This is a genomic window from Pseudoalteromonas sp. S1609 (assembly GCF_005887255.1).
GTDB lineage: Bacteria > Pseudomonadota > Gammaproteobacteria > Enterobacterales > Alteromonadaceae > Pseudoalteromonas.
The window spans coordinates 23894-47779 of sequence record NZ_PNDJ01000043.1; the positions used below are offsets into that span (position 1 = coordinate 23894).

Annotated in this window: 20 protein-coding genes; 17 read left to right on the plus strand and 3 right to left on the minus strand. The window is 39.3% G+C overall.

Annotated features, from left to right (window positions below):
- The first annotated feature begins 182 nt into the window (after window positions 1-182).
- On the plus strand, window positions 183-1601 hold the full coding sequence (locus CWB76_RS11835; protein WP_138607821.1) for a coniferyl aldehyde dehydrogenase: 1419 nt from the start codon (window positions 183-185) through the stop codon (window positions 1599-1601).
- 68 nt (window positions 1602-1669) lie between these two features.
- Here CWB76_RS11835 and CWB76_RS11840 read toward each other — a convergent pair whose 3' ends face one another.
- On the minus strand, window positions 1670-2395 hold the full coding sequence (locus CWB76_RS11840; RefSeq protein ID WP_138607823.1) for a tetratricopeptide repeat protein: 726 nt from the start codon (window positions 2393-2395) through the stop codon (window positions 1670-1672).
- A gap of 311 nt (window positions 2396-2706) precedes the next feature.
- On the opposite strand from CWB76_RS11840, the gene CWB76_RS11845 reads away from it, so the two are divergent.
- Entirely contained in the window at window positions 2707-3570 is an 864-nt protein-coding gene (locus CWB76_RS11845; protein WP_138607825.1) for a DUF6279 family lipoprotein, read from the plus strand.
- Window positions 3571-3679: 109 nt separating this feature from the next.
- Entirely contained in the window at window positions 3680-4693 is a 1014-nt protein-coding gene (locus tag CWB76_RS11850; RefSeq protein ID WP_138607826.1) for a GGDEF domain-containing protein, read from the plus strand.
- A 12-nt stretch (window positions 4694-4705) separates the two neighbouring features.
- Here CWB76_RS11850 and CWB76_RS11855 read toward each other — a convergent pair whose 3' ends face one another.
- Complete coding sequence (locus CWB76_RS11855; RefSeq protein ID WP_138607828.1) at window positions 4706-5644, minus strand: LysR family transcriptional regulator; 939 nt, start codon at window positions 5642-5644, stop codon at window positions 4706-4708.
- A 117-nt stretch (window positions 5645-5761) separates the two neighbouring features.
- Here CWB76_RS11855 and CWB76_RS11860 point away from each other — a divergent pair, with 117 nt between their 5' ends.
- The 5 genes from CWB76_RS11860 to CWB76_RS11880 all read left to right on the plus strand — a co-directional run bounded on the left by CWB76_RS11860 (window position 5762) and on the right by CWB76_RS11880 (window position 15077).
- Window positions 5762-6931, plus strand: a complete 1170-nt coding sequence (locus CWB76_RS11860) for an efflux RND transporter periplasmic adaptor subunit (RefSeq protein ID WP_138607830.1) — start codon at window positions 5762-5764, stop codon at window positions 6929-6931.
- A 9-nt stretch (window positions 6932-6940) separates the two neighbouring features.
- The gene (locus CWB76_RS11865) at window positions 6941-10090 is read left to right on the plus strand and encodes an efflux RND transporter permease subunit (protein ID WP_138607832.1); all 3150 of its coding nucleotides are present in this window, start codon (window positions 6941-6943) and stop codon (window positions 10088-10090) included.
- Window positions 10083-11492, plus strand: a complete 1410-nt coding sequence (locus CWB76_RS11870; protein ID WP_138607834.1) for a TolC family protein — start codon at window positions 10083-10085, stop codon at window positions 11490-11492. Before CWB76_RS11865 ends, CWB76_RS11870 begins: the two co-directional genes overlap by 8 nt.
- Before the next feature lie 11 nt (window positions 11493-11503).
- A complete protein-coding gene (locus CWB76_RS11875; protein WP_138607836.1) occupies window positions 11504-12529 on the plus strand; it encodes a zinc-binding dehydrogenase in 1026 nt (341 codons plus the stop codon).
- A 292-nt stretch (window positions 12530-12821) separates the two neighbouring features.
- Window positions 12822-15077 carry an acyl-CoA dehydrogenase gene (locus CWB76_RS11880; protein ID WP_138607838.1) on the plus strand — a complete coding sequence of 752 codons (2256 nt, stop codon included), beginning with the start codon at window positions 12822-12824 and terminating at the stop codon, window positions 15075-15077.
- 175 nt (window positions 15078-15252) lie between these two features.
- On the opposite strand, the gene CWB76_RS11885 is transcribed toward CWB76_RS11880, so the two are convergent.
- The gene (locus tag CWB76_RS11885) at window positions 15253-16227 is read right to left on the minus strand and encodes an integron integrase (protein ID WP_138607840.1); all 975 of its coding nucleotides are present in this window, start codon (window positions 16225-16227) and stop codon (window positions 15253-15255) included.
- Between the two features lie 275 nt (window positions 16228-16502).
- Here CWB76_RS11885 and CWB76_RS11890 point away from each other — a divergent pair, with 275 nt between their 5' ends.
- The 9 genes from CWB76_RS11890 (at window position 16503) to upp (ending at window position 23880) form a co-directional block, all read left to right on the plus strand.
- Window positions 16503-17357, plus strand: a complete 855-nt coding sequence (locus tag CWB76_RS11890; RefSeq protein ID WP_138607842.1) for a ParA family protein — start codon at window positions 16503-16505, stop codon at window positions 17355-17357.
- Window positions 17350-17733, plus strand: coding sequence for a hypothetical protein (locus CWB76_RS11895; RefSeq protein WP_138607844.1), 384 nt, complete (start codon window positions 17350-17352; stop codon window positions 17731-17733). Before CWB76_RS11890 ends, CWB76_RS11895 begins: the two co-directional genes overlap by 8 nt.
- Window positions 17734-17871: 138 nt before the next feature.
- Window positions 17872-19095, plus strand: a complete 1224-nt coding sequence (locus CWB76_RS11900) for a S41 family peptidase (protein ID WP_171039627.1) — start codon at window positions 17872-17874, stop codon at window positions 19093-19095.
- A 69-nt stretch (window positions 19096-19164) separates the two neighbouring features.
- A complete protein-coding gene (locus CWB76_RS11905; RefSeq protein WP_138607848.1) occupies window positions 19165-19692 on the plus strand; it encodes a hypothetical protein in 528 nt (175 codons plus the stop codon).
- A gap of 133 nt (window positions 19693-19825) precedes the next feature.
- A complete protein-coding gene (locus CWB76_RS11910; protein WP_081844585.1) occupies window positions 19826-20215 on the plus strand; it encodes a hypothetical protein in 390 nt (129 codons plus the stop codon).
- A gap of 137 nt (window positions 20216-20352) precedes the next feature.
- Window positions 20353-20739: a hypothetical protein gene (locus CWB76_RS11915; RefSeq protein WP_138607850.1), complete on the plus strand. Its 387-nt coding sequence runs from the start codon at window positions 20353-20355 to the stop codon at window positions 20737-20739.
- 540 nt (window positions 20740-21279) lie between these two features.
- Window positions 21280-21681 carry a hypothetical protein gene (locus CWB76_RS11920; protein WP_138607852.1) on the plus strand — a complete coding sequence of 134 codons (402 nt, stop codon included), beginning with the start codon at window positions 21280-21282 and terminating at the stop codon, window positions 21679-21681.
- A 470-nt stretch (window positions 21682-22151) separates the two neighbouring features.
- Window positions 22152-23114, plus strand: a complete 963-nt coding sequence (locus tag CWB76_RS11925; protein ID WP_171039630.1) for a protein kinase family protein — start codon at window positions 22152-22154, stop codon at window positions 23112-23114.
- A 133-nt stretch (window positions 23115-23247) separates the two neighbouring features.
- Window positions 23248-23880, plus strand: a complete 633-nt coding sequence (gene upp, locus CWB76_RS11930; RefSeq protein ID WP_008466150.1) for a uracil phosphoribosyltransferase — start codon at window positions 23248-23250, stop codon at window positions 23878-23880.
- Window positions 23881-23886 lie beyond the last annotated feature (6 nt).

The following is a 23886-nucleotide window of genomic DNA, read 5'->3' on the forward strand; positions in this document are numbered from 1 at the left end:
ACTTTAATCAACTAACAAAACAGATAACCGATGCACATAAAAGCTGTGCATCGGTATGGGTTCCAACCAACCTTATGAGTGTTTTTGCAACGCTTTTCATTATGTTGCAAAACCACTCTTTATTGCTCGAGTAACAGAACAAGGTTATAGTCTTGAAAACGTTATAAATCGAGTAGCCTATTTTGATCACTGACACATTATCTACAGGGACTTTGCGTTCACAATTTAATGAACTAAAGCACTCTTTTGAAGACACCCCTTATTTACCTATTGAGCAACGCCTTGCTTTACTTAAGCAAGTACGCGCTAACATTGTAACGCTAGAGCAAGACTTGATTGCAGCGGTATCCAAAGATTTTGGTTACCGAACGGCCTTTGATACCTTAGTAGGTGATATTTTGCCTACCATGCAGGGGCTTGCACATATTATTAAAAAGTTACCTCGCTGGTCTAAGCCTAGTCACCGCAGCGCGGGGTTAAGCTTATGGCCCTCAAAAGTAAGTGTAACCTATCAGCCTATTGGCGTGGTGGGTGTGATTGCACCGTGGAACTATCCTATTCAATTGGCATTGGTGCCAGTCATCACCGCGATTGCAGCGGGCAACAGGGTTATGCTAAAGCTCAGTGAATTTACGCCTAATACCAATGCGGTTCTTGAAAAAATATTTATAGGTGAATTAAGCCAACACTGCACCATTATTCAAGGTGGCAGCGAGGTGGCGAGTGAGTTTTCATCATTACCCTTTGCACATTTATTATTTACTGGCTCAACAGCGGTTGGTAAGTTGGTGATGGGCGCAGCGAGTAAAAATTTAACACCAATCACTTTAGAACTAGGCGGAAAATCGCCAGTCATTGTGTTAGAAAAAGCAGACGTAAATAAAGCCGCGAGTGCTTTATTATTTGGAAAAATGGCCAATGCAGGGCAAATATGTGTGGCTCCTGACTACGTATTTGTTCCTAAAGCACTAGAACATCAGTTTATTAAAGCTTTGTCCACACTTTATAAAAAGCACTTTAAGCAAGGTGTTGAAGGGAAAAACCTGACCTCTATTATTAGTCCAGCTCATTATCAACGTCTGCTAGGTTATTTAGAACAAGCACAACAACAAGGCGCTAAAATAACAAAGCCACTTGAGCAAAACCAACAAGATGCTGAAAAACACCGGATGGGTCTGCATATTGTGACGCATGTCACCGACGAGATGCAATTAATGCAAGAAGAGTTATTTGGGCCTATTTTACCGATTATGAGTTATGACAAATTAGATGATGCGCTTAATTATATTCGACTACGCCATCATCCATTAGCGGTCTATATTTTGGGCCAAGACAAGCAAGCGCAACAGTACATTATTAAGCAAACACTTAGCGGAACCGTTGCCGTTAACGATACATTAATACAAGTAGCTGCCGATGATGTACCATTTGGCGGGGTGGGTCATTCAGGAATGGGGCATTATCATGGCAAAGAAGGCTTTTTAACCTTTAGCCATGCAAAAAATACCTTAGTATCAGGCTCGTTTAATCCGCGTATAGGTTTATTACTTAAACAAAATAAATTACTGATCAAAGTGCTAAAGTGGCTTTATGTAAAATAGCCTGTAGTACTTAAAATAAAAAAGCTGAATGAATCACTTCATTCAGCTTTTTTAGTTATTCTTTTGGCTTAAAACATTCGCCCTTCACCCGCATAAGTACCCGCTAAAATTTTATTATAAATAGCATCGGCTTTTTCTTTAGCCTCAGCGACTTCCTTAGGGAGCATAGTGCGTTCATCAAGTTTACGACTGTGACTAGCTTGCATATTACCGTTATACTCAGCAATGGTATTCCACACATACGACATTTCAAGGTTTTTTGGCATTCCTAAGCCTTCAAAATACATCAAGGCTAAATTAAATTGTGCAAGCGTGTAATTATTTGCGGCGGCTTTTTCATACCATGTTCTGGCGGCTTTATAATCTTGGCTCACGCCATCGCCGTTGGCGTACATTACCCCTAAATTATACTGTGCAGCAGGAAGGTTTTTATTGGCTGCTTTCTCAAATAAGCTAATAGCCATTTGTTTGTCTAACTTTACGCCATTGCCTTCGTCATACAATACTGCAAGTGCAAACATCGAATCTACATGATTCTTTTTAACTGCTTGTTGATAAAGCTCTGCAGCTTTGTAAAAGTCGCGAGTAACTCCATGTCCGCCCTCGTACAACTTACCTAGTTCGTAAATACCTGGGGCATAGCCTTTGTCTGCAAGGTAATTAAACTCTTTTAGTGCTTCCTCAAATTGACCTGCGTTTGCTGCTATTATGCCTTCCTCAAGCCCTGCATAAGCATAAGGTGTAGCAAGTATAATGCCCGCAAAGAACATTGCTTTTAAATTAGACTGTGACATATGCATGTCTCCAAATTAGTTATCGTTGTCGGTAAGCATCATAACGGTTAATCATTTACTTATTACTCGAGTAGGTAATAAATTATGAGCTAAATCAATAACGCCAACGTTTATAAATTAGATATACAAACGTATTAACAAGTAGTTTTAACTATAGCTCAAAAATTCTAAACTTAAGCACATAGCTATGATATAAATTGCGTTAGCTTGCGATTCTATAGAAAAATGAAAAAAATAAAAGCAAGCAGTAGCTTACATAATTACTTATGATGATTTTTGGCAACTAAAGCATCATACAACGGGGTCTTTTCATGTTAAATAATTTAAAAAATATAAAACTAAGTAAAATTATTTTTATAACCAGTTTGTTATTTATTGCCAGCTGTTCAACGTCATTTGCCTATAACAACCTAGGTTGGTTATCGTCATTTTGGATAGATGATTACGTTGATCTTAGTAAAAGCCAATCTAAGCAGCTAAAAGCGATTATTAACGACACCCGAGATTGGCATCGTGAAGTTGAATTACCAAAATATAAAGCCGATTTACTCGACCTAAGACAATTGCTAAACAATGAAGCCGATACTGCGCAGTTGATGGATAAAATAACCCAAGTGAAGCAGCATTGGCGAAACTTGCTGTTGCATACTAGTGACCCTTTAATTGAGTTAGCGCTGACCTTAACCCCATCACAACGAAGTGAAATGGTAGAGAATATTCGCGAGCAAATTAATGATGAAATCCAAGAGTATGCCTCATTAACTAAAGAGGAGCACCAACAACAACGCTTAGAGAGGCAACTAGACTACTACAAGCAGTGGCTTGGCAAACTCACTTCTGAGCAGCAAACGCTCATATCACAAGCTAACAGTGAGCATACCCCTACCAGTGATTTATGGTACGACTATAAATTAACTCGTTTAGCCGCACTTGAAGCCCTTTTTAGCCAGCAAACACTTAGCGAGGCAGAGTTTACCCAGCAATTACAAACCATTATCACTGATCGTGAGCAATATATGAGTAATGAGCTGCTTGAGCAAAATGAACAAAATTTAAAAGCTTATGCGCATTTGCTACTCAAGTTAAATAAAACGCTGAGCGTTAAACAGTTAGCGCATGTTGACGAAGAATTTGCAGATTTAGTGGGTACTGTTAATGACTTGCTTACAGATTGAGGTTGTTTTCTAGTTCTTTTTGCTTGTTTTTACTGGCTTATTTAGCTTAAAATTGTGATTTTTGCATTTCATTGTTAACATAAGCTATCAAAAATATTTTAAGTTATCCATGGATATAGCTGCACTTAATAGTACAAAAACGCTACGCAAGCACGTTCTTAAATGGATGTGTATTTGCTTTGGTTTTTTGTCATTGGTGTTTGCCGGTTTTAATTTATTGGTAAATAATTTACCCCTTGTTGGTGGTCTCGAAGTCGGCTTTTCCTTGTTATGCTTATATATATTTAAGCACTCGCAAAAACATTACCCTAAGCGCTGGCATGCCATTACCATGTGCTTAACTATCTCTTTAATTGTGTTATGTGGCACCTACTTAGCCCCCCCTAAAAACGGCCTGTTTTTGTGGACATTTATTTTACCTATTCTTTACTACTTACTGCTTGGTAGACGTTACGGGTTATTTTTGTCTGCGGCATTACTTGTTTTACAGCTGGTGGTGTTATCTCAAAAACTGCCACATTCATCGTTTTCAGCATTTAACATAGGACTTAACTTATTATTTGTATACATAAGCATATGGGCTATATCTCATGTTTTTGAAGGTAATAGAGCTGATTTTTCGAAGCGTTTGAAAAATTTAGCGTTACTCGATCCCCTTACTGGGGCTGGTAATCGTTTATCAATGAACCAGTTTTTTGAGGTAGAGATCAAAGATAAATCACAGCTTTACTTATTTTTACTTGATTTAGACTACTTTAAACAAATTAATGATCAGTATGGGCACGATGTTGGCGATAAAGTATTGGTTGAGTTAGCTACATTATTGCGCGGCACTTTTGCAAAAGGGTATGTGTTTAGAGTGGGAGGTGAAGAGTTTTCACTAATGAGCAACTTTGATAGTCCGCAAGCAGCCTTAGCAATGGCAGAAAAGTTAAGACTCGCAATACAAAATAAGCACATAGTCGCTAATGGTGAAACCATTAATTTAACCGCCAGTTTAGGCGTTGTACAATACCAGCAACAAAGCCTAAGTGAACTAATCGACTTGGCCGATAAGCAGCTTTATAAAGCTAAAGAGACTGGCCGTAATGGGGTCTGCACTGATATTTTAGCGCTGGCTTAAGTTTTATAGCGGCTAATACATTTGTTCAAAGTCTGGAATACTGTTTTCCCAAATCGGTCTTTCTTTACCAATATATTCGCGTACGGCATCAAAAAATAACCGGGTTCTTACCGGTAAATCACGATGTGGGTATACCGCATACATGGCACTGTGCTCCATTAATTTAAGATCCGTCAATAAAGGCACCAGCTGTCCATCAATCACTTCTTTATCTAATATAAACGCGGGGGCTAAAACGTAAGTGGTTCCGGAGAGTGTTTTCATTAATAGTGCTTCAGCATCATTGGCTCTAAATACACTTTTAATTTTTTGTTCGCATTGTTCACCAAGGTGGTTGTAGTAACTTACTCCATCAACTCGCAGTGAACTACTTGCGTAACTAGCGGCGGGTAATTGTGCTAAATCAGTTATGTTTTTCGGCATTCCATAGGTTTCGATAAATGCAGGGGAAGCTAAAAGTAATAAACGATTACGCGCAATCTTTCGAGCAATTAAAGAGGAGTCTTTTGGCTCACCCACTCTAAATGCCAAATCAAATCCTTCTGAGACAATATCCACAAGCCGATCATCTAAACGAAGTTCTACTTCCACTTGCGGAAAGCGCTTTTGGAAATCGTTGATCACTGGTTGTAAATAACGCCGACCAATTAAAGTCGATGAGGTAATTTTTAATACGCCACGAGGTTCTAAGTGATAATTCTCTGCCATACGCAGGGTATCGCCGAGTAGGCTTCGTAACTCGTCCGCTTTTTTTATCATTTCAGCGCCTGCTGCGGTAAGTGAAAACGAACGGGTGGTTCGATTTAATAGCCTCACGCCTAGCTCATCTTCTAAACGGCTAATTTGTTTAGAGATCACGGAACGATCAATGTTGCGTATTTCAGCAGCTTTAGCAAATGATCCCTGCTCAACCACTTCAAGCAGCATTAAGAGTCGGCTTGTTGTATCCATTATTGCACCATTGTGTCACTTTGATGCCATTTTGGCACTAATGAATTTAAAAATCTATTGTTTTTGTCAACAAGTATGTTCCGTATTATGTATCGCCTAATTAACAGGAGCGTCGTTATGAACAAACACTTAGTTGCTACAGCCTTATCTGTTGCATTAATTACTCTGACCGGTTGTGCTGAAGAAAGCACAGCGCAATCAGCACCCGCACAACAATATCAAGCTATTGATGTAGCCCAAGTCCTGGTCAAGCCTGTACAAAGTTGGCATACCTATACAACGCGCTTAGAGTCACCGCAAAAAGTAGCATTAATGCCGCGTGTATCAGGCATTATTGAGCAAATTGAATTTAAAGAAGGGGATGCTGTTAAACAAGGTGATGTGTTATTTCGCCTTGATGATCGTTCATTTAGAGCCACGGTAGCTAGTTTACAAGCTCAGGTTAAAAGTGCACAAGCGGCTCTTGAACAAGCAAAAAGCGAAGCATCACGTGCAGTGCGTCTAACTGAGCGTAAAGCAATTTCTACAGAACAAGCACAAGCTCGTACCTCAACGTTGCGTCAGCGTGAAGCACAACTTGCTGCACTTAAAGCTCAGCTTAAAGCCGCAGAACTTGATTTAGAGTTTACCTCTGTGGTTTCACCTATTGATGGAATTATCTCTCGCGCAAACATCACTAAAGGTAACAACGTCCTTACCGGGCAAAGCGTGCTCACTTCAATTGTTTCAAATGACAAAATGTATGCTTACTTTGATGTCGATGAACGTACTTGGAACAATGCATTTGATGATGTTACTGCATCAAGCAAGCAACCTGTTGTTATGCAAAAAGTAGGGCAGAGTGATTTTAATTACAACGGCCACATCAACTTTATAGATAACCAAATTAATGCTTCTACTGGCACATTACGTGTACGAGCGGTATTTGAAGATCGTAGTAACGAGTTACGCTCAGGCTCTTTTGCACGCATTAAACTCGCTGCTAATGCAATACGCAAAACCGTCATTATTCCAGATAGAGCTATTGGTACTGATTTAAAAAATCGTTTTGTTCTTACCGTGGGCGAAAATAATGTACTGCAATATAAATTGGTTACTGTCGGTGAGCGCTATGGCGCATTACGTGCCATTACCTCTGGCCTTGAACAAGGTGATGTGATTGCAGTGAATGGGCCAGCTCGCGTAGGACCTGGCATGCCAATATCACCAAATAAAGTGACAATTAATACCCAAGGTGTGGCATTTACACTCACTGCTAACCCTGCCGATTTAGTTGCTAAGCAATAAGGTTATTAAATGAAATTTTCACACTTTTTTATCCAGCGACCGATTTTTGCGGCTATGCTGTCGCTGATTATTTTGATTGCAGGTGGCATTTCTTTATTTCAGCTGCCAGTCAGTGAATACCCAGAAGTTGTACCACCTACAGTGGTAGTAACAGCCAGTTACCCGGGCGCAAACCCAACGGTTATTGCGCAAACAGTAGCAACGCCGCTTGAACAAGAAATAAACGGCACTGAAAACATGCTATATATGTTTTCACAAGCGACCAGTGACGGGCGCATGACTTTAACCGTAACATTTGCCTTAGGGACGGATTTAGACCGTGCTCAAGTACAGGTGCAAAACCGAGTAAATAGTGCATTACCGCGCTTGCCACAAGAGGTACAGCGTTTAGGGGTAGTTGCTGAAAAGTCATCACCCGATTTAACCATGGTGGTGCATTTATATTCACCCCAGAATAGCCATGATACGGCGTATTTATCAAATTATGCCGATTTAAACATTAAAGATGAAATAGCTCGTTTACCTGGCGTGGGTGATATTCAGTTATTTGGTGGTGGTAAATATGCTATGCGTGTGTGGTTAAATCCAGATGCATTAGCAGCACGTGAGCTTACAGCAACCGATGTTGTGGCTGCTTTGCGCTCGCAAAATCAGCAAGTTGCAGCGGGTAGCTTAGGTGCTCAACCAATCTCTAACGATAGCCAATTTCAAATTTTATTAAACGTTAAAGGCCGCCTAAATAGCATTGAAGAGTTTAAGGAGGTCATTATTAAAGTAGGTGAGCAAGGGCAACTCACGCGTTTGTCAGATGTGGCGCGTGTTGACTTAGGCCAAGACTCTTACTCACTGCGTGCTGAACTTGATAATCAACCTGCATTGGCAATGCCAATATTTCAACGCCCGGGTTCAAATGCCATTGAGCTTTCAGATCAGGTGCGTGAAACCATGGCACGTTTATCGAAAGATTTTCCTGAAGGTGTTGAATACGACATTGTTTATGATCCAACGGTATTCGTTCGTGGCTCTATTGATGCGGTAATAGCGACATTGCTTGAAGCAATCGCATTGGTTGTTATTGTAGTTATTGTATTTTTACAAACGTGGCGCGCATCTATTATTCCGCTTATAGCTGTCCCAGTTTCACTCATTGGTACCTTTGCTGTAATGCAGTGGCTTGGTGTTTCTATTAATACCTTATCGCTATTTGGTTTAGTACTGGCTATAGGTATTGTGGTTGATGATGCGATTGTAGTGGTCGAAAATGTTGAACGGAATATAGAAAACGGCTTATCGCCGCTTGAAGCCACACGCGTTGCAATGACAGAGGTAACCGGCCCAATTATTGCGATTGCATTGGTATTGTGTGCGGTATTTATTCCAACGGCCTTTATTACTGGACTTTCTGGACAGTTTTATAAGCAATTTGCTTTAACCATAACTATTTCAACGGTTATTTCAGCGTTTAACTCACTGACATTGTCGCCGGCGCTAGCAGCCTTATTGTTAAAATCGCACGACGCAAAACCAGATGCGTTTACCCGCTTATTAGATAAGTTATTTGGTCGCTGGTTATTCAAGCCATTTAATCGACTGTTTAACCGTGGTGCAACAGGGTATGAAAAGCTAGTACAAAAGCTTATTCGTATGAGCGTGGTGGTAATGGTTGCCTATGTTGCTTTAGTTGGCGGTACGATTAAGCTGTTTGACGCGGTGCCTGGTGGCTTTATACCACAGCAAGATAAGCAATACTTAGTTGCCATTGCGCAACTACCAGATGCAGCAAGCTTAGACAGAACTGAAGCGGTAGTAAAACAAATGCAGCAAATAGCGCTCGAGGTTCCTGGTGTTGCAAACACCGTGGCGTTCCCTGGTCTATCTGTAAATGGTTTTACTAATAGCCCTAACAGCGGCATTGTGTTTACACCATTGGCGCCTTTTGCAGAGCGAACCGATCCGAGTATGTCAGCTTCGGCTATTGCGGCTCAGTTAAACCAACGTTTTGCGGCAATTGATGAAGCGTTTGTGGCTGTATTTCCGCCACCACCAATTCAAGGCTTAGGCACTACAGGTGGTTTTAAACTGCAAATTGAGGATAGAGCTAACAAAGGCTTTGAAGCATTATTTAATAGCTTGCAATCAGTGATTGCCGCGGCGCAAAAAGATCCGGCATTAATGGGGCTGTATTCAAGCTTTAGAATACAAGTGCCGCAAATGGATATTGATATTGACCGCGAGCAAGCACTTATCCAAGGTATTGCACTTGATGAAGTATTTAACTCATTGCAGATTTATTTAGGCTCAGTGTATGTAAACGACTTTAATATGTTTGGTCGTACTTACCAAGTTAATGCCCAAGCAGATGCCGAATTTAGGGTAGACCCAGAGCAAATACTAAACCTAAAAGTACGTAATCGTGCAGGTAACATGGTGCCACTAGGCTCAGTGCTTACGGTAACGCCAACTATAGGCCCAGATCGTGTTATGCACTACAACGGTTACCCAAGTGCTGAACTTAACGGCAGCCCAGCGCCAGGTTATAGCTCAGACCAAGCGCAAACAGCGATTGAAAATGTACTGGCGAAAACGCTACCTACTGGTATTGAATATGAATGGACTGAGGTAACGTATCAGCAAGTACTTGCCGGCAATACTATGGTGTACGTGTTCCCACTGGTGGTATTGCTTGTGTTTATGGTACTGGCTGCACAGTATGAAAGCCTACGTTTACCATTGGCCATTATTTTAATTGTACCTATGACTATATTCTCTGCGTTATTAGGGGTGTGGTTTGTAGGCTCAGATAACAATATATTTACCCAAATAGCGTTAATTGTACTGGTGGCACTGGCCTCTAAAAACGCCATTTTAATGGTGGAATTTGCCAAAGATAAACACGACACTGGATTATCGCACCTTGAGGCTATGTTGGCAGCGTGTCGCATGCGTTTACGTCCTATTTTAATGACCTCAATTGCCTTTACCGCGGGTGTTATTCCGTTAGTGTTGGCAACCGGTGCCGGTGCTGAAATGCGTCATGCAATGGGTAACGCAGTATTCTCAGGTATGATTGGTGTGACTGTATTTGGGCTATTATTTACGCCAGTGTTTTACATGCTTGTGGTAAAAAAGCAGCGCGCTGAGGAGTCTTCAAATGACTAAATTACATTTAAACAAATTTAAAATGCCGGCATTTTTAGGCTCAGTGTTAGCGATTGCAGTGTTATCTGGCTGTGCGAGCAAAATAGATACAGCAGCTGAGCAACAACAAGTAAACGAGTTTGTTGCCCAAGCAATATCGGCGGAGCAGTATGTTGGTGAAGATGAGCAAAACTGGTGGTACAAGTTAGGTTCAGCGCAATTAAACCAGCTTATTAGTAACGCATTAGCTAATAACTACGACTTACAAACGAGTCAGTTAGTGCTTAAAAGTGCGTTGGCACGTATTGGTGAACAACAAGCACAATACTTACCGCAAGGCGGTGTTGAGGTTGGCGCTAAACGAAGTGGACTAGGCGATACCAATAGCCGACAGTCAAGTGCAAATGTTGCACTTGACTGGCAGCTCGACTTATTTGGTCGAATAACTGCACTCGTTGATGCCGCAAATTCACAAGCTATGAGCCAAGCAGAGCAAGTTAGGCTATTACAAATTGAAGTTGTGTCATCTGTGGTTAAAGGGTTTGCCAGCTATCAGGGCAACCTGCAAAAGCAACAAATTATTGAAATGCAAATAGAAGCACTTGAACAAAGCATTCAAGTGCTGCAGGCGCAAGTAGATGAAGGTGTGGCAAATGAGCTTGATTTAAACCGCACCATGGCGCAACTTAGGCAGCAACAAGCGCTCATTCCGGCGATTGAATATGCTAAGTTTCGTGACTTATCTACGCTGGCGGTATTAAGTGCACAACCAACGCAATCATTGAGTATTAAAGATGAACGTGCTGTATTGAGCAAGGCATTTCAAGTGTCACTAGCAAAGCCAAATCAAGCGATTGCACTAAGGCCCGATATTAGCCGAGCATTATATGACTTTAGCCAAGCAAATAGTTTAAGTGTGGCAGCCAGTAAAGCTCTATTACCCGATATCAGCTTAAGTGGTTTTGCAGGCGTGCTAAGTTTGGGCAGTAATGGTTTTAGCGACACCCAGCAGCAGTGGCAAGTTGCACCACAAGTACAATGGTCTTTATTAAGTTATCCTGCGTTGTTGGCTCAGCGTGATGCGCAGCAATTTTTGAGTCAAGCTGCTTATACTGACTATCAACAAGTGGTGTTAAAAGCCATTAACGAGAGTGAACTTTCATTGCAATACTTGGTCAATCAAGCACAGCAATCGCGTTTTGCTGAGCAGCGGTATCAGTTTGCTAATAATGCATTTTTACAAGCACAAGCAATGTATGAAGAAGGGCAAATTCCTTACTTAGAGTTGTTAGATGCACGTCAGGATGTTTTAATAGCACAAGAAAATGCCGTTGATTCAACTATTTCATCGTTATTGGCTAAGGTAAATGCTTACCAGTCATTTAATGGACGATGGAGTTACGCGTTAAGTAGTACTAACTAGTAGAGTTTTTGATGCCTAATACTGTAGTTACAAACCCAAATACTATTCCTTCATCTATGCAGGCTATTGCCTTAATAGAGCCTAATGAGGATATTCACTTAGTTGATATGCAAGTACCTGTGCCTCAATGCACAGGTAATGAGCTGTTAGTAAAAGTGGAGTATGTTGGTTTAAATCCGGTGGATGCGCAATTTGCTAAATCTGGCTTTTGTTTATGGCAATATCCGCATGTTTTAGGCTTGGATGCAGTGGGTGTAGTGGTTAAAGCGGGTAAAGGCGTATTTCCTGGCGTGGGTGAGCGTGTAATGTGGCACGCCAGTATTGGTGAGCAAGGGATATTGAGCGAATACGCAAAAGTGCCTAATTATGCGGTGTCTATCATTCCCAAGCAATTAGCCAGTGATAAGGCTGCTTCTTTGCCCTGCGCCGGAATGGCAGCGCTTATCAGCTTAGATAAATTAGCTGTAACGGAAGGCGACACCCTCTTTGTTGAAGGGGGCGCAGGTGCAGTAGGGCAATTTGCTATTCAATTTGCAAAGCAGCGTGGTGCCGATGTATTTACAACCGCCTCCAAGCGTAACCACAAATTGGTTAAGCAGCTAGGGGCTGATGTAGTCTTTGATTACAATGACAAAACCTTATGTGACAAAATTCGCCGAGAGCTTGGCCCACAAGGATTTGATGCCGTTATTGATATTATGGGTGGGGAATCGACCATTCAAAATATCGAGCTAATGCGTTTTTGTGGTCGTATTGCTTGTTTAAATCCACTGCCTAATTTTGAACAGCAGCTAATGTACCGTAGAGCACCCAATATTAGTATTGTATCCTTAGGTGGCGCGTGGTTAGCCAATAGCCTATGCGCGCAGCAGCGCATGAGTTTTATGGGTAATTTGTTGCTTGAAACGGTCTCTAATGGCGAAATAATTCCTCCAGAAGTATTAGCTGTTGATTTTAACGCAAAGGCTGTTTCTAGCGCATTAAACAACCAGTTAGCAGGTGGTTTTACAGGTAAACAAGTGGTTAAAATAAGCTAGGTTTACTCACATTCCCATATTTAAAAAGCGCAGCCTAATTTTAGGCTGCGCTTTTTTGTTTCTACTTTATTACCAAATCTGTATTTACGCCGATATAAGTCTGAATTATTAAATTTTTTACAAAAAAAATAATAATTCAGCGTACAAGTGTAAGCCTTTTTATTTCAACAGTTTACGTTCAGGTAAAGAAAATAAATTGCAAAAACTGTTAATTAATTGAATAGAGTAATTGATCTAAACCGATTTTTATGACGTAATGTAGGTATTATTTATCTGGTCGGATGAGTTCGTTATGAGTTTACGTACAAAATTAAAAAAAGTATTACCAAGTATTTCAGTTACTGAGCAAGAAGCGCTAGACGCTGGCGATGTATGGCTAGAAGGGTCTATCTACCAAGGTAAACCAGATTTTAGCGCGCTACGCGATGTACCTGCGGCGAAATTAACCGCAGACGAACAAGCGTTTCTAGACGGTCCAGTACAAGAACTACTAAGCATGATTGATGATTCAGTCATTCAAAATGGTATTCATTTACCAAACGACATTTTAGAGTTTTTGAAAAAAGAGCGCTTCTTCTCGCTGATCATCCCTAAATCGTTTGGCGGTTTAGAGTTCAGCCCATACGCTAACTCAACAATTGTAGGTACTATTGCGACTAAGAGTTCAGCGGTTGCGGTAACTGTAATGGTTCCAAACTCGTTAGGCCCAGGTGAGTTACTACTTCACTTTGGTACAGAGGAGCAACAGGCACATTACTTACCACGTTTAGCAAATGGTACAGACATTCCATGTTTTGCATTAACCAGCCCAGAAGCAGGTTCTGATGCAGGCGGTATTCCTGATGTAGGTACTGTTACTAAAGGTATGTACAACGGCGAAGAAGTACTTGGCCTAGAAATTACGTGGGACAAGCGCTACATTACACTCGCGCCAATTGCCACTGTACTTGGTTTAGCATTTAAAGTAGTTGACCCAGATGGTCTACTAGGTGGTAAAGAAAACCTAGGTATTACTTGTGCACTTATTCCAAAAGAGCACCCAGGTGTAGAACTTGGTAATCGTCATGATCCTATGGGTATTCGTTTTTACAACGGTACTACACGTGGTAACAAAGTATTTGTACCAATGGATTTTGTTATCGGTGGTCAGAAAAATATCGGCCGCGGTTGGCAAATGCTAGTTAGCTGTTTAGGCGCAGGTCGTGGTATTTCATTACCAGCGTTAGGTGTAAGTACCGCGCAAGTGGCGTTAAAGTCAGCTTCTGAATATGCAGCAGTGCGTGAACAGTTTGGTTTATCAATTGGCCAATTTGAAGGTATTCAAGAAAAGCTAGCTGACATTGCAGGTAAAACATACCTACAAGAAGCAATGCGAGTATTGACAACTGAAGGTTTAGGCATGGGCTTAAAACCATCGGTAGTAACTGCAATCGCTAAATACCATATGACAGAGCTTGGCCGTGATGTGCTTGACTCAGCAATGGACATTCAAGCGGGTAAAGCAATTCAGAATGGTCCTCAAAACACGCTTGCTAGCGGTTATGTGGCGCAGCCAATTGCCATTACGGTAGAGGGCGCAAACATTCTTACTCGTAACCTGATGATCTTTGGTCAAGGTGTTATGCGTTGTCACCCATACTTACAATCTATGGTTGAGTCTATCCACAGCGATGACAAAAACGCAGATGCAGAATTTAACGGTATTTTACGTAAAACAATTGGTTACAGCACAGCAAACAGCTTACGTGCATTCCGCTTAGGTGTACTACCGTTTACCGCGAGTGCAAACTCAGCATTACCAGAAGTACGTGACTACGAAAAAGCAGTGCAAAAACTGTCAGCTAAATTAGCTGTCTATGCTGACTTCTCGTTACTAGTACTTGGCGGTAAATTAAAGCAAGCTGAAATGCTTTCAGCACGTTTAGGCGATGTAATGAGCTTCTTGTATGCAGCTATGGCATCTATTAAGTATTACGAGCAAAAAGTAGCAAGCAGCGAGCGTGAGCAAGCGGCTCCTTACTTCCATTATGCGACTCGTTTTGCACTACAAAGTGCAGAAGAAGCATTGCACAAGTTCTTAGATAACTTCCCTGCAAGTGGTACTCGTAAGTTCATTCGTTTCATTACTATGAACTACTCAACTAAAATGCCAAAAATTAGCGATGATTTAATTCGTGAATTAGCAAAACAAGCTCAGCTTGATACGGCATTTAAAGCGCAAATCACCCATTTAGTTAAGCCAATTGAAGGTGATGGTCATCACATCAATGAGCAAGCTTACAAAGCTAAAATGGCGTCACTTGAGCTATTAGCTAAAGTGAAAAAAGCGCTACGTGCTAAAACCTTTAAGCCGGGTACGCGTTTTTCAATCACACTTGAAAATGCACTTGCTGCAAAAGTAATTAACGACGCTGAATTTGTTCAGTTAAGTGATTACAACAAAAAGCGTGAAAAAGCGATTCGTGTTGATGAGTTCGACTTCGATATGAACATCCTAGACGACAACGCACAGCCAGTTAATCCGCTTAAAAGCGTGGTTAACCAATAAAATTCAATAATGCAAAGCGCCTGCAGTTTAGGCGCTTTTATTGATACAAAATTAGTGTGGAGTCCTGCTTGAGTAACATCAAGCGGGGCTTTTTTTATGGGTTTTCAAAGTAGAAATAGATAGCGGTATTGGTCTTAAAGCGAATATGTATGCGTAGAGGATTAAAAAGAGACGCTTATAATCTTGAAAAAGGGCTAACAACCCCGTTGGCACCTTGTTGCGGTACATGGGTATATATTTGTGTGGTTTTAACATCAGAATGGCCAAGCTGAGCTTGAACAGTTCTTATATCGGCGCCATTTTGCAGTAGATGAGTAGCAAAAGAGTGTCTTAATGTATGAGGTGTTATTATTTTTGTTAATCCTGATTTTTGGACGGCTTTTTTAACCTCTTTTCTAATACAAGAGTGATGAAAATGATGTCGTCTTATTTCACCACTTTGAGGATCTGAACTTAATATATGAGAAGGAAATAAATACTGCCACGCAAGCGATTTTGCGGCACTTGGATATTTTTTTGTTAAAGCATATGGCATCCATACGCCAGAATATTCCGTATTATTTAAATCCAGTTTTAAATAGTCATCAACGTTCAAAATTTGATTTCTCAGCATAGATATTAGCTCTGTGGCCAGCGTAACAATGCGGTGTTTATTACCTTTTCCATTCCATACTTGAATGCATTTATAATCAAAATCAATATCTTTCACCCTTAATTGCACCGCTTCCATTACTCTTAAGCCACTTCCATACATGAGGGCTGCAATTAAATAATAGCGCTTATTTAAATGAGCCATCAACATTTTAACTTCCTCTGGGGTCATAACTACAGGGAGCTTTGCTTGTTTTTTACTATGGGCAAAATTTAAATTTAAATTTAATGAGGGTTCTTTTTTTATTATGTGCTTGTATAAAAATGACAATGAATTGAGTGCGGTGGCTTGCGTACGTGGTGCAACGTTTTGCTTTAACACTAAATGTTCTAAGTAGCGTTCGACTTCATTGTCCCCCATTGAGGCGGGATGGCGTTTATTATGAAAATGGATATAAGATGCAATCCATCTTAGGTAGGTATCTACGGTGCGTAATGAATATTGACGAACTAGCATATATTCAGCTATGTAATTTAAAAATGGGGAACGTGTTTTCATACTATTACCAATAATAGCGCTGTTTTTATATACAGTATAGTTGTGATGCACACATATTCAAGAAAATGAGCGGCGAGCGCATTTTCTCTTTTATTGAGAGTTTGAGTGCTAATAAAAAATTATATATAGCAATGTGTTAAGTTATTTGGTAAAAATGATTTATAAAATACATGAGCGTATTATAAAATTGTTAAATGCTATCGAAATGAAATAGATCAACGTCCATTTTGTTTTTTTGATACATTGAAAATGTAATCAAAAATAGAGTAATAATAATGACAAAAGTAGTTAGTTTTATAAATTTAAAGGGCGGGGTTGGCAAAACAACAACAGCTGTAAATATCGCATCTTCTTTAGCGGAAGATGGGAAGCGCGTGTTGGTAATCGACTTAGACCCTCAAACAAATGCCACGGTTTCGCTTATTTCACAGACCGAATGGCAAGAGTGTCAAGATAATGGTCAAACGCTATATCATTTATTTAATGATATGCTGGAAGGTCGATCTGAGTTTAATATCGCAGATGCTATCTGTTATGACGTCGGTGACATTGAAGGCTTAGATTTGCTTCCATCAAGTATGTTCTTGGTTGATATCCAAGATAGCATTCCAGACATGGACAACAAAGCATATGTTAGCCATGTTGATGTACTAGGTAATGCTATTGAAGATATCAAGGATGAATACGACTATATCATTATCGATTGCCCGCCAAATCTTGGTGCTATTACATTGAATGGTATTAACATAAGTGACTGTTATGTCGTTCCAACAGTACCTGATATTTTATCGAAAATCGGTATTAGCTTGATTCTAAACCGTATTGATTCATTTAAACGCCGAAAACGTTCATGTCATATTGAACTAGCTGGTATTATTTTTACAAAGGTTGATAATCGTACTAATTTACATAAATCAACAATGCGAGAGCTGCGTATGGGCGAACTATCTGACGATGTATTTACTGTCGAGTTCCCTCAACGAATTTCAGTAGCTGAAGCTCCTGTTGACTCAAAACCTTTCATCTCGTCAGACACCGCAAAATCAAAAGCTGACTTTCGTGCAACAAGACGAATCATCTATAATCTAACTGAAGAGTTTGTTGAACGTGTGGAGGAATGTTGTGAGTAAAATAACGAATAAAGATATCGAGTCGTTTGGCAAAGTGCTAGGTGCATTGTCCGACTTATGCGTAAACAACCCTCAGCTAGTTAGCAATCTGTTAGCTTCATCTGAAACTATCAAAAAAGAAAAGCAAGTTCAGAAAGAAGAAATTTCTCAAAAAGCTCAAGCATTTAATGTATTCCAAATTATTAAAGATCAATCTAGAAAGGAAGCAATTGCATCTATTTCTGCTTTTAACAAGACGGAGCTTAAGTTTTTAATTAAGAGCAATAGCTTAGGTTCAACAAGGTTAAACTCAGTTGATAGCTTGGCAGAATTTATCGTGGATACAGTATCTAAGCGAACAGAAGATGTCTTTCTAAATCAACAAGATCGCATTTAACAAAGCATTTAAGAGTGATTCCCAACGCATGGCATTTTTCATTCCATCGTTAGGTTTTGTGTTTAAGGTGATAAGGTTTAGTTTCGTGGTAGCGTTGCTCACACCTTAATGCGGCGTATAAGCCTAAAGGAGTACCGAGTGAGACTTTCCCTTTCAATTTTATTATCAATGATTTCTCTCTATTGTTTTGGCATTAATGATTTAGAGGTTGAAAGTTGGCAAGAGGATCTTGAGTTTTATTCACGAAATTTGTCTGAAAAACATATAGATCTTTACCATACGATTTCTAGGCAAAGCTTTAATGAAGAGGTAACGCAACTTAAAGGCTCTCTATCTTCCTTGACGAAAAATCAGTTATTAATTGAACTGATGAGGTTAACTCACAAAATAGATGATGGGCATACATCATTTCCTTTATGGGGAGCTAATTTAAAAAGTTTTCCTATTCAATTAAAGGTGTTCAAGGGTGAGCTTTATGTAATTAAAACTACCAAGGATTTTAAGCACCTCCTTGGTGCAAAACTTGAGAAAATTAACGACATGAATGCAGAAGAAATCTACCGTTTATTTTCTAAGCTAACACCATTTTCTGAAAACAAATACTCAACACAAGTAAGAGCAGCACAATATATCCCAAAAGCCGAGTTACTTAATGGGCTGGGAGTTATCAACGATACATTTCAAGCTCGATTCACATTCACAATAGGTAAAGAACTAATTGAACAGCAATTAGAACCATCTCACTCAAATGAGTACACAGCCGAACTCACCTATCTAAACAATTCCATATTTTCGATTGAGGAAAAACTTAACGAGAATCTTTGGTTTGGGTCGTTAAACGATAAGAAAGTGATCTATTTTAAATTTCGCCGTTATACATCAATCTCAAAAATGAAATCACTGGGCGAAGATTTATTATCCTTCATTAATAAAAACAAATCTAAAAAGTTAATAATTGACCTTAGAGACAATTATGGTGGGGACTTTTTTGTAGGTTTAAAATTGACTCAACTACTCGTACTGGCTGACAGTATAGATTGGAAGTCAGGTGTTTATGTTCTTATTGATAATACAACTTTCTCAGCAGCAATGAGTAATGCTGCTCAGTTTTCACAATTATTGAATGCAAAATTAGTTGGTGAACCTACTGGTGCCAAACCTTCAGGTTACCAAGATATGGGGCAATTTATTTTACCTAACTCTAACCTAGAGGTAACATACTCAAAGCGCATGTATCACTTTACTCGTGATAATAAAGATGCGTTATACCCAAATGTTCATATCAAAGTATCAATTGATGACTATATTTCAAAAAATGACCCTCAATTAAAATGGATATTAAATGATATAGGCTTGCATTAAACGGCTTGTAACAGGGCGCTCAAGCAAGGACTCAGCAAAGCTTGGCGTTAGCATTACTAAGGAACTATTGTGAAAACTAGACTTTTACCAATTGCTTTTTTATTTATATCAAATCTTGCCTTTGCTGATTGTGAAATTGCCCTGCAAAAAAGGTTAAAAGAAGATCTAAATCTAACCTATCAGCAATTTGATCAAACAAATGATGCTGGATTTAGACTACTAGAAAAGTCAGGTTGCCACGGCGAAGCAGCCATTTTAATTAAGAGATTTATCGAACATAATAATTCAAAAGAAAGTTCATTAACATGGCATTTAGCGCAAATGGAAGGGCTAGCGGGTAATTATCAACAAGCGATTGTTCATGCAAAAAAAATCTTGAATCCAAATGAAGACTTAAGCGAGTTCCCAATGTATTGGAATGATTTCATTTTAGGGAATATCGCTTTTTGGTCTAAAGATAAAGCAATGCTAAAAAAGCACATGGCTAATATTGAAAAAGGATTAAGTTTTAAACCAAATCAGATTAATTTTAATTACCTTAATAATCTACTTACAAACTTTAATTCAAGCTACTTGCAAGCATTATCGGAAGCGTAACACTAACAAACGCTTAAACCAAAGGACGAAAAATAGCAGGCTTGCGCTCCTTTGTCTTTAATCTTAGCCTGCTACTTTGCGCCGGTTAAGCTTGGCGTTATAACTCATTAGGAGAGAACTTATGTTGAGAAGGATGTCATGGATATTGCTGGTTTGTACATTTTGTGCCCATTCGGGTGAAGAGGTACTTTCCATTGATAGAGTTGTACCTAATAGTTTTGATTTGGCCTTTCCAAACGAATCAAACATTCAGCCAGAGCAGAGTGATTTTAGTGTAAATAATTTTGTATTAATGAGTAATGATTCTGGTGAGCGTTGGGCGGTAGTAACCTTGACTAATATGGCATCAGGTCGACGAAGCCTAACTAACAAACACCTAATGGCTATCGTTGCAGACGGACAACGAATTGCACCATTGGAGTTTTTACAATCATTCAAAGCAGATGAGACACTATCGTTAACTATCAACTTTGGTGAAAGTAAATTCCCTTTGCTATCAATCTATTCAAGGTCTGGCAAATAACAAACACATCAATGCACTCGCAAGCTCGTTGAAACATCAAAACTACGCAGTGATTGAGTTTAGTGCTTCGCCAAGTTTAACCAAATCGCCGTTATGTTTTTGTCCTATATACGGGCTTATTTGCACAAGGAGATAAAGTGAATATCAGGCATATTTTATTACTCGTTATCATCTTATTTATATCTGGTTGTACTACGTCAGGCCAGCTTTATTATGTTGATGCTAAAGGTAATGAGAAACTTGGTTGTGATGTAGAATTTATAGGTATGCCAAGTGTTGATAAATTTGCTGTTGAATATGCTTTAAGCCTTTGCGCTAAAAGCATTGTTAAAAAAGGCGGCGTGATTCAGGAAGAACACCTTTTAATGGTTGATACAGCCATTCCCTTAGCCCCATGTGAAAAGGGTTGGACTCACGAATTAGCTAAGCAACAATATCAGTCTAAAAAGTTAACTAAGAAAGAGTATGGCTATATTGTTGCAAATATAGATTTAGGTTTAGCAACGGTCAACAACTGCAAATAACTGGCGGTTTGAGCACTAAAAACAAAAGCACACACCTATCTCAAATTATGTACTGTCAATGCTTTAAGGAAGTATAAACAGCAAGCAGCGTGTTATACCGCAAACACATCGACAATATCCACCTTCCTTTGCTAGAGCGAGTCAATTTTAGTTTTAGAATGATTATTTGGTTATTTAGTTATTTAGTTATTTAGTTATTTAGCTTTTTAGAGCTGAAACTAGAGCATATATAGCGATAAGAAGCTAGTTACAGAGCTTAATAGTAAATTTTGTGACACAGGTTCAATAGATAGTTAAGGTGGTGTTTTTATATGTTCTATTAGGTGGGTGTCTTTATATGTTCTATTTATGTGTTCTATTACAAACTAATTCTGGCTATGAATTAAGCTAACCCGCGAAAAGCGGTGGCTAACAACGTTTGAGAGTTAGAATGTCTAGCTGTTCTTATTTGTAATAGTCTGTAATATTTATTTTCCGCTTTTTTCCTAAACTTTATTTGTACATTTTGTACTTAATTTTGATTAATGTGAGGAAAAGAAAATGGCGGATATTAATATAAGTGAAAATGACGGACTTTTTTCTATAACGCTAGATATTTGGGAGTGGACTGGCTTGACAGTTAATGGTGATCAATTAAACCCAATTAATCGAGGTAATATACAGTACCAATATAACCAAGAGAGTTCAGGGCCTATTCACTTTGTTGCAACTGCGAATCAATATATTGTACTTGTGAATCCTGCAAATATTCTATACATGAAAAGCTCTGATGAAAATAAAACGTATATGTGTGTGATAAGCTATCAAGAAACGGAAAATCCAAAAGTTGTATCTTTGCACGGTGTCATACATACCCTTAATTATGTGGTTCCTGACGCAAAAAATAGTCCTCTCGGGTTTAGTCAGGGGAGAATGAGTGGTACTTTTCAAATTACATCGTAGCTAATATTTGTAATCTTAACTCTGTCAATAGACTCCAGTGTTCTCTTTGACCGTTTTTATACAGGAACGGTCAATTCTAAATCAACAAATAAATTCGTTTACTTTGTCTGTTAAGTAAGTAGCTTACGGCAAACACAAATGGTGTGCGTTACGCAGTAATCTTTTATTGCGATCTCACCGCAGCTAGACTCTTACCATATCCCCTCGGAAAGACTGGGGTACTAGACATTCATTGGTTAATCTAATCATGGCACCATCTTTAATTTTGTACTTTTAATGGTTTCAAATTATGTTTTAGGCTTTATGAATAATGCATAGGCTTTGCCATAGCAATTGCAAAAAAAACGACAGGTTAGATTGGTTATTAACACTGTATTTCATGTTGTGCGCGAAGGGTTTTTTATTAAGACCTTTTATTTAAAACACCGTCTAATGTTAAACTAACTAAAATTTAGCAACCTAATATGGCTATGTCTTTTTATCTTCCATTACTTACCCCGTATTTTGAGCGTGTAGCCATTGGCAAAACCCTAACCTCGCTTTGGAGTGGCTGTGGTCAAATTGTGAAGTGCCAACTTGATGAGCAAGCCTGTGTGATTAAAGCGATTAAAGTACCCGATCATATTAATCACCCTAAAATTAAGCAAAGCAACTTTGCACTGAATAGAAAGCGTGACTCTTACCACGTTGAATATACGTTTTATCAGCAATTTAGCCATAAGCTGCCCAAGCAAGCTGCAGCTATTGAATGCATTAAAGCAATCAACAAGGGCGATGAGTTTGCCTTGGTGTTTAAAGATTTTTCAAAGCAGGGGTACAGCCAAGCAACCACCGAAAATATAAAAGCCATATTAAAGTGGTTGGCACATTTTCATGCCTTTCATTTAAATGCCTTTCATTTAAATACAAAGTTTGATGGCTTATGGCCGCAAGGAAGCTATTGGCATTTGGGTACACGCCCTGATGAATTTAATAACTTACCTGAAAAGTCCGATATTAAACAGGCTGCATTACTGTTAAACGGCGCATTAAAGCAGTGTGATTATAAAACGTTAATTCATGGTGATGCCAAGCTTGCTAACTTTGCCGCAAATAGCCAAGAGCATATTCTCGGTTACGATTTTCAATATGTGGGTGCGGGTGTTGGGGTGATTGATGTAATGTATTTTATGACCAGTTGTATGGATGATTCTGAGCTTCATAAACACGCACAGAGCTACCTCGACTATTACTTTAGCCAATTGAAGCATGCTCTGAGTGACTATCAACCACACATTAATGCTGATGATGTTGTTACACAATGGGCTCATTTATGGCCAGTGGCATGGGCAGACTTTTATCGGTTTTTACTTGGGTGGAGCCCAGAACACAAAAAGGTTAACAGCTACATGCGCGCTCAGGTAAATAATTGGTTAGCGAGTAACAACTCATAAACACAAAAATCTTTATGGTTGTGGCTAAATTAAATATTTTGGCACGAACTATGAAATCAAGACTAAAATTAACAGTCAAACGGCCTGTTTTAATATAAAATATGTCAAATTTTTTATCACTAGGTTTATTACTATGGCTATTCACGTTATTTCTCATCCCCTTGTTCAACATAAGTTAGGTTTAATGCGCGCGCATGGAATTAGCACGAAAAGTTTTCGTGAGTTGTGTTCAGAAGTGGGCACATTATTAACTTACGAAGCCACTAAAAACCTAGAATTAGAAGATAACGAAATTACAGGCTGGGACGGTAATAAACTTAAAGTTGAGCACATTAAGGGTAAAAAAATTACCGTGGTGCCAATTTTACGTGCGGGCCTTGGTATGATGGACGGCGTAATGTCGTTACTCCCAGCGGCTAAAGTGAGTGTAGTGGGTTTAGAGCGTAATGAAGAAACGCTTGAGCCAGTTCCCTACTTTGAAAAACTAGTGGGTAATATTGATGAGCGTTTAAGCTTAGTGATTGACCCAATGCTGGCTACTGGTGGTTCTATGATCGCCACCATTGATATGCTTAAAAAAGCGGGCTGTAAAGAAATTAAAGTAATCGTACTGGTTGCTGCACCTGAGGGCGTTGAAAAAACATTAGCCGCTCACCCTGATATTGAGATTTTTACTGCCTCAGTTGATAGCCATTTAAATGAAAAAGGTTACATCATCCCAGGGCTTGGCGATGCAGGTGACAAAATTTTCGGTACGGTTTACTAAGGTTTA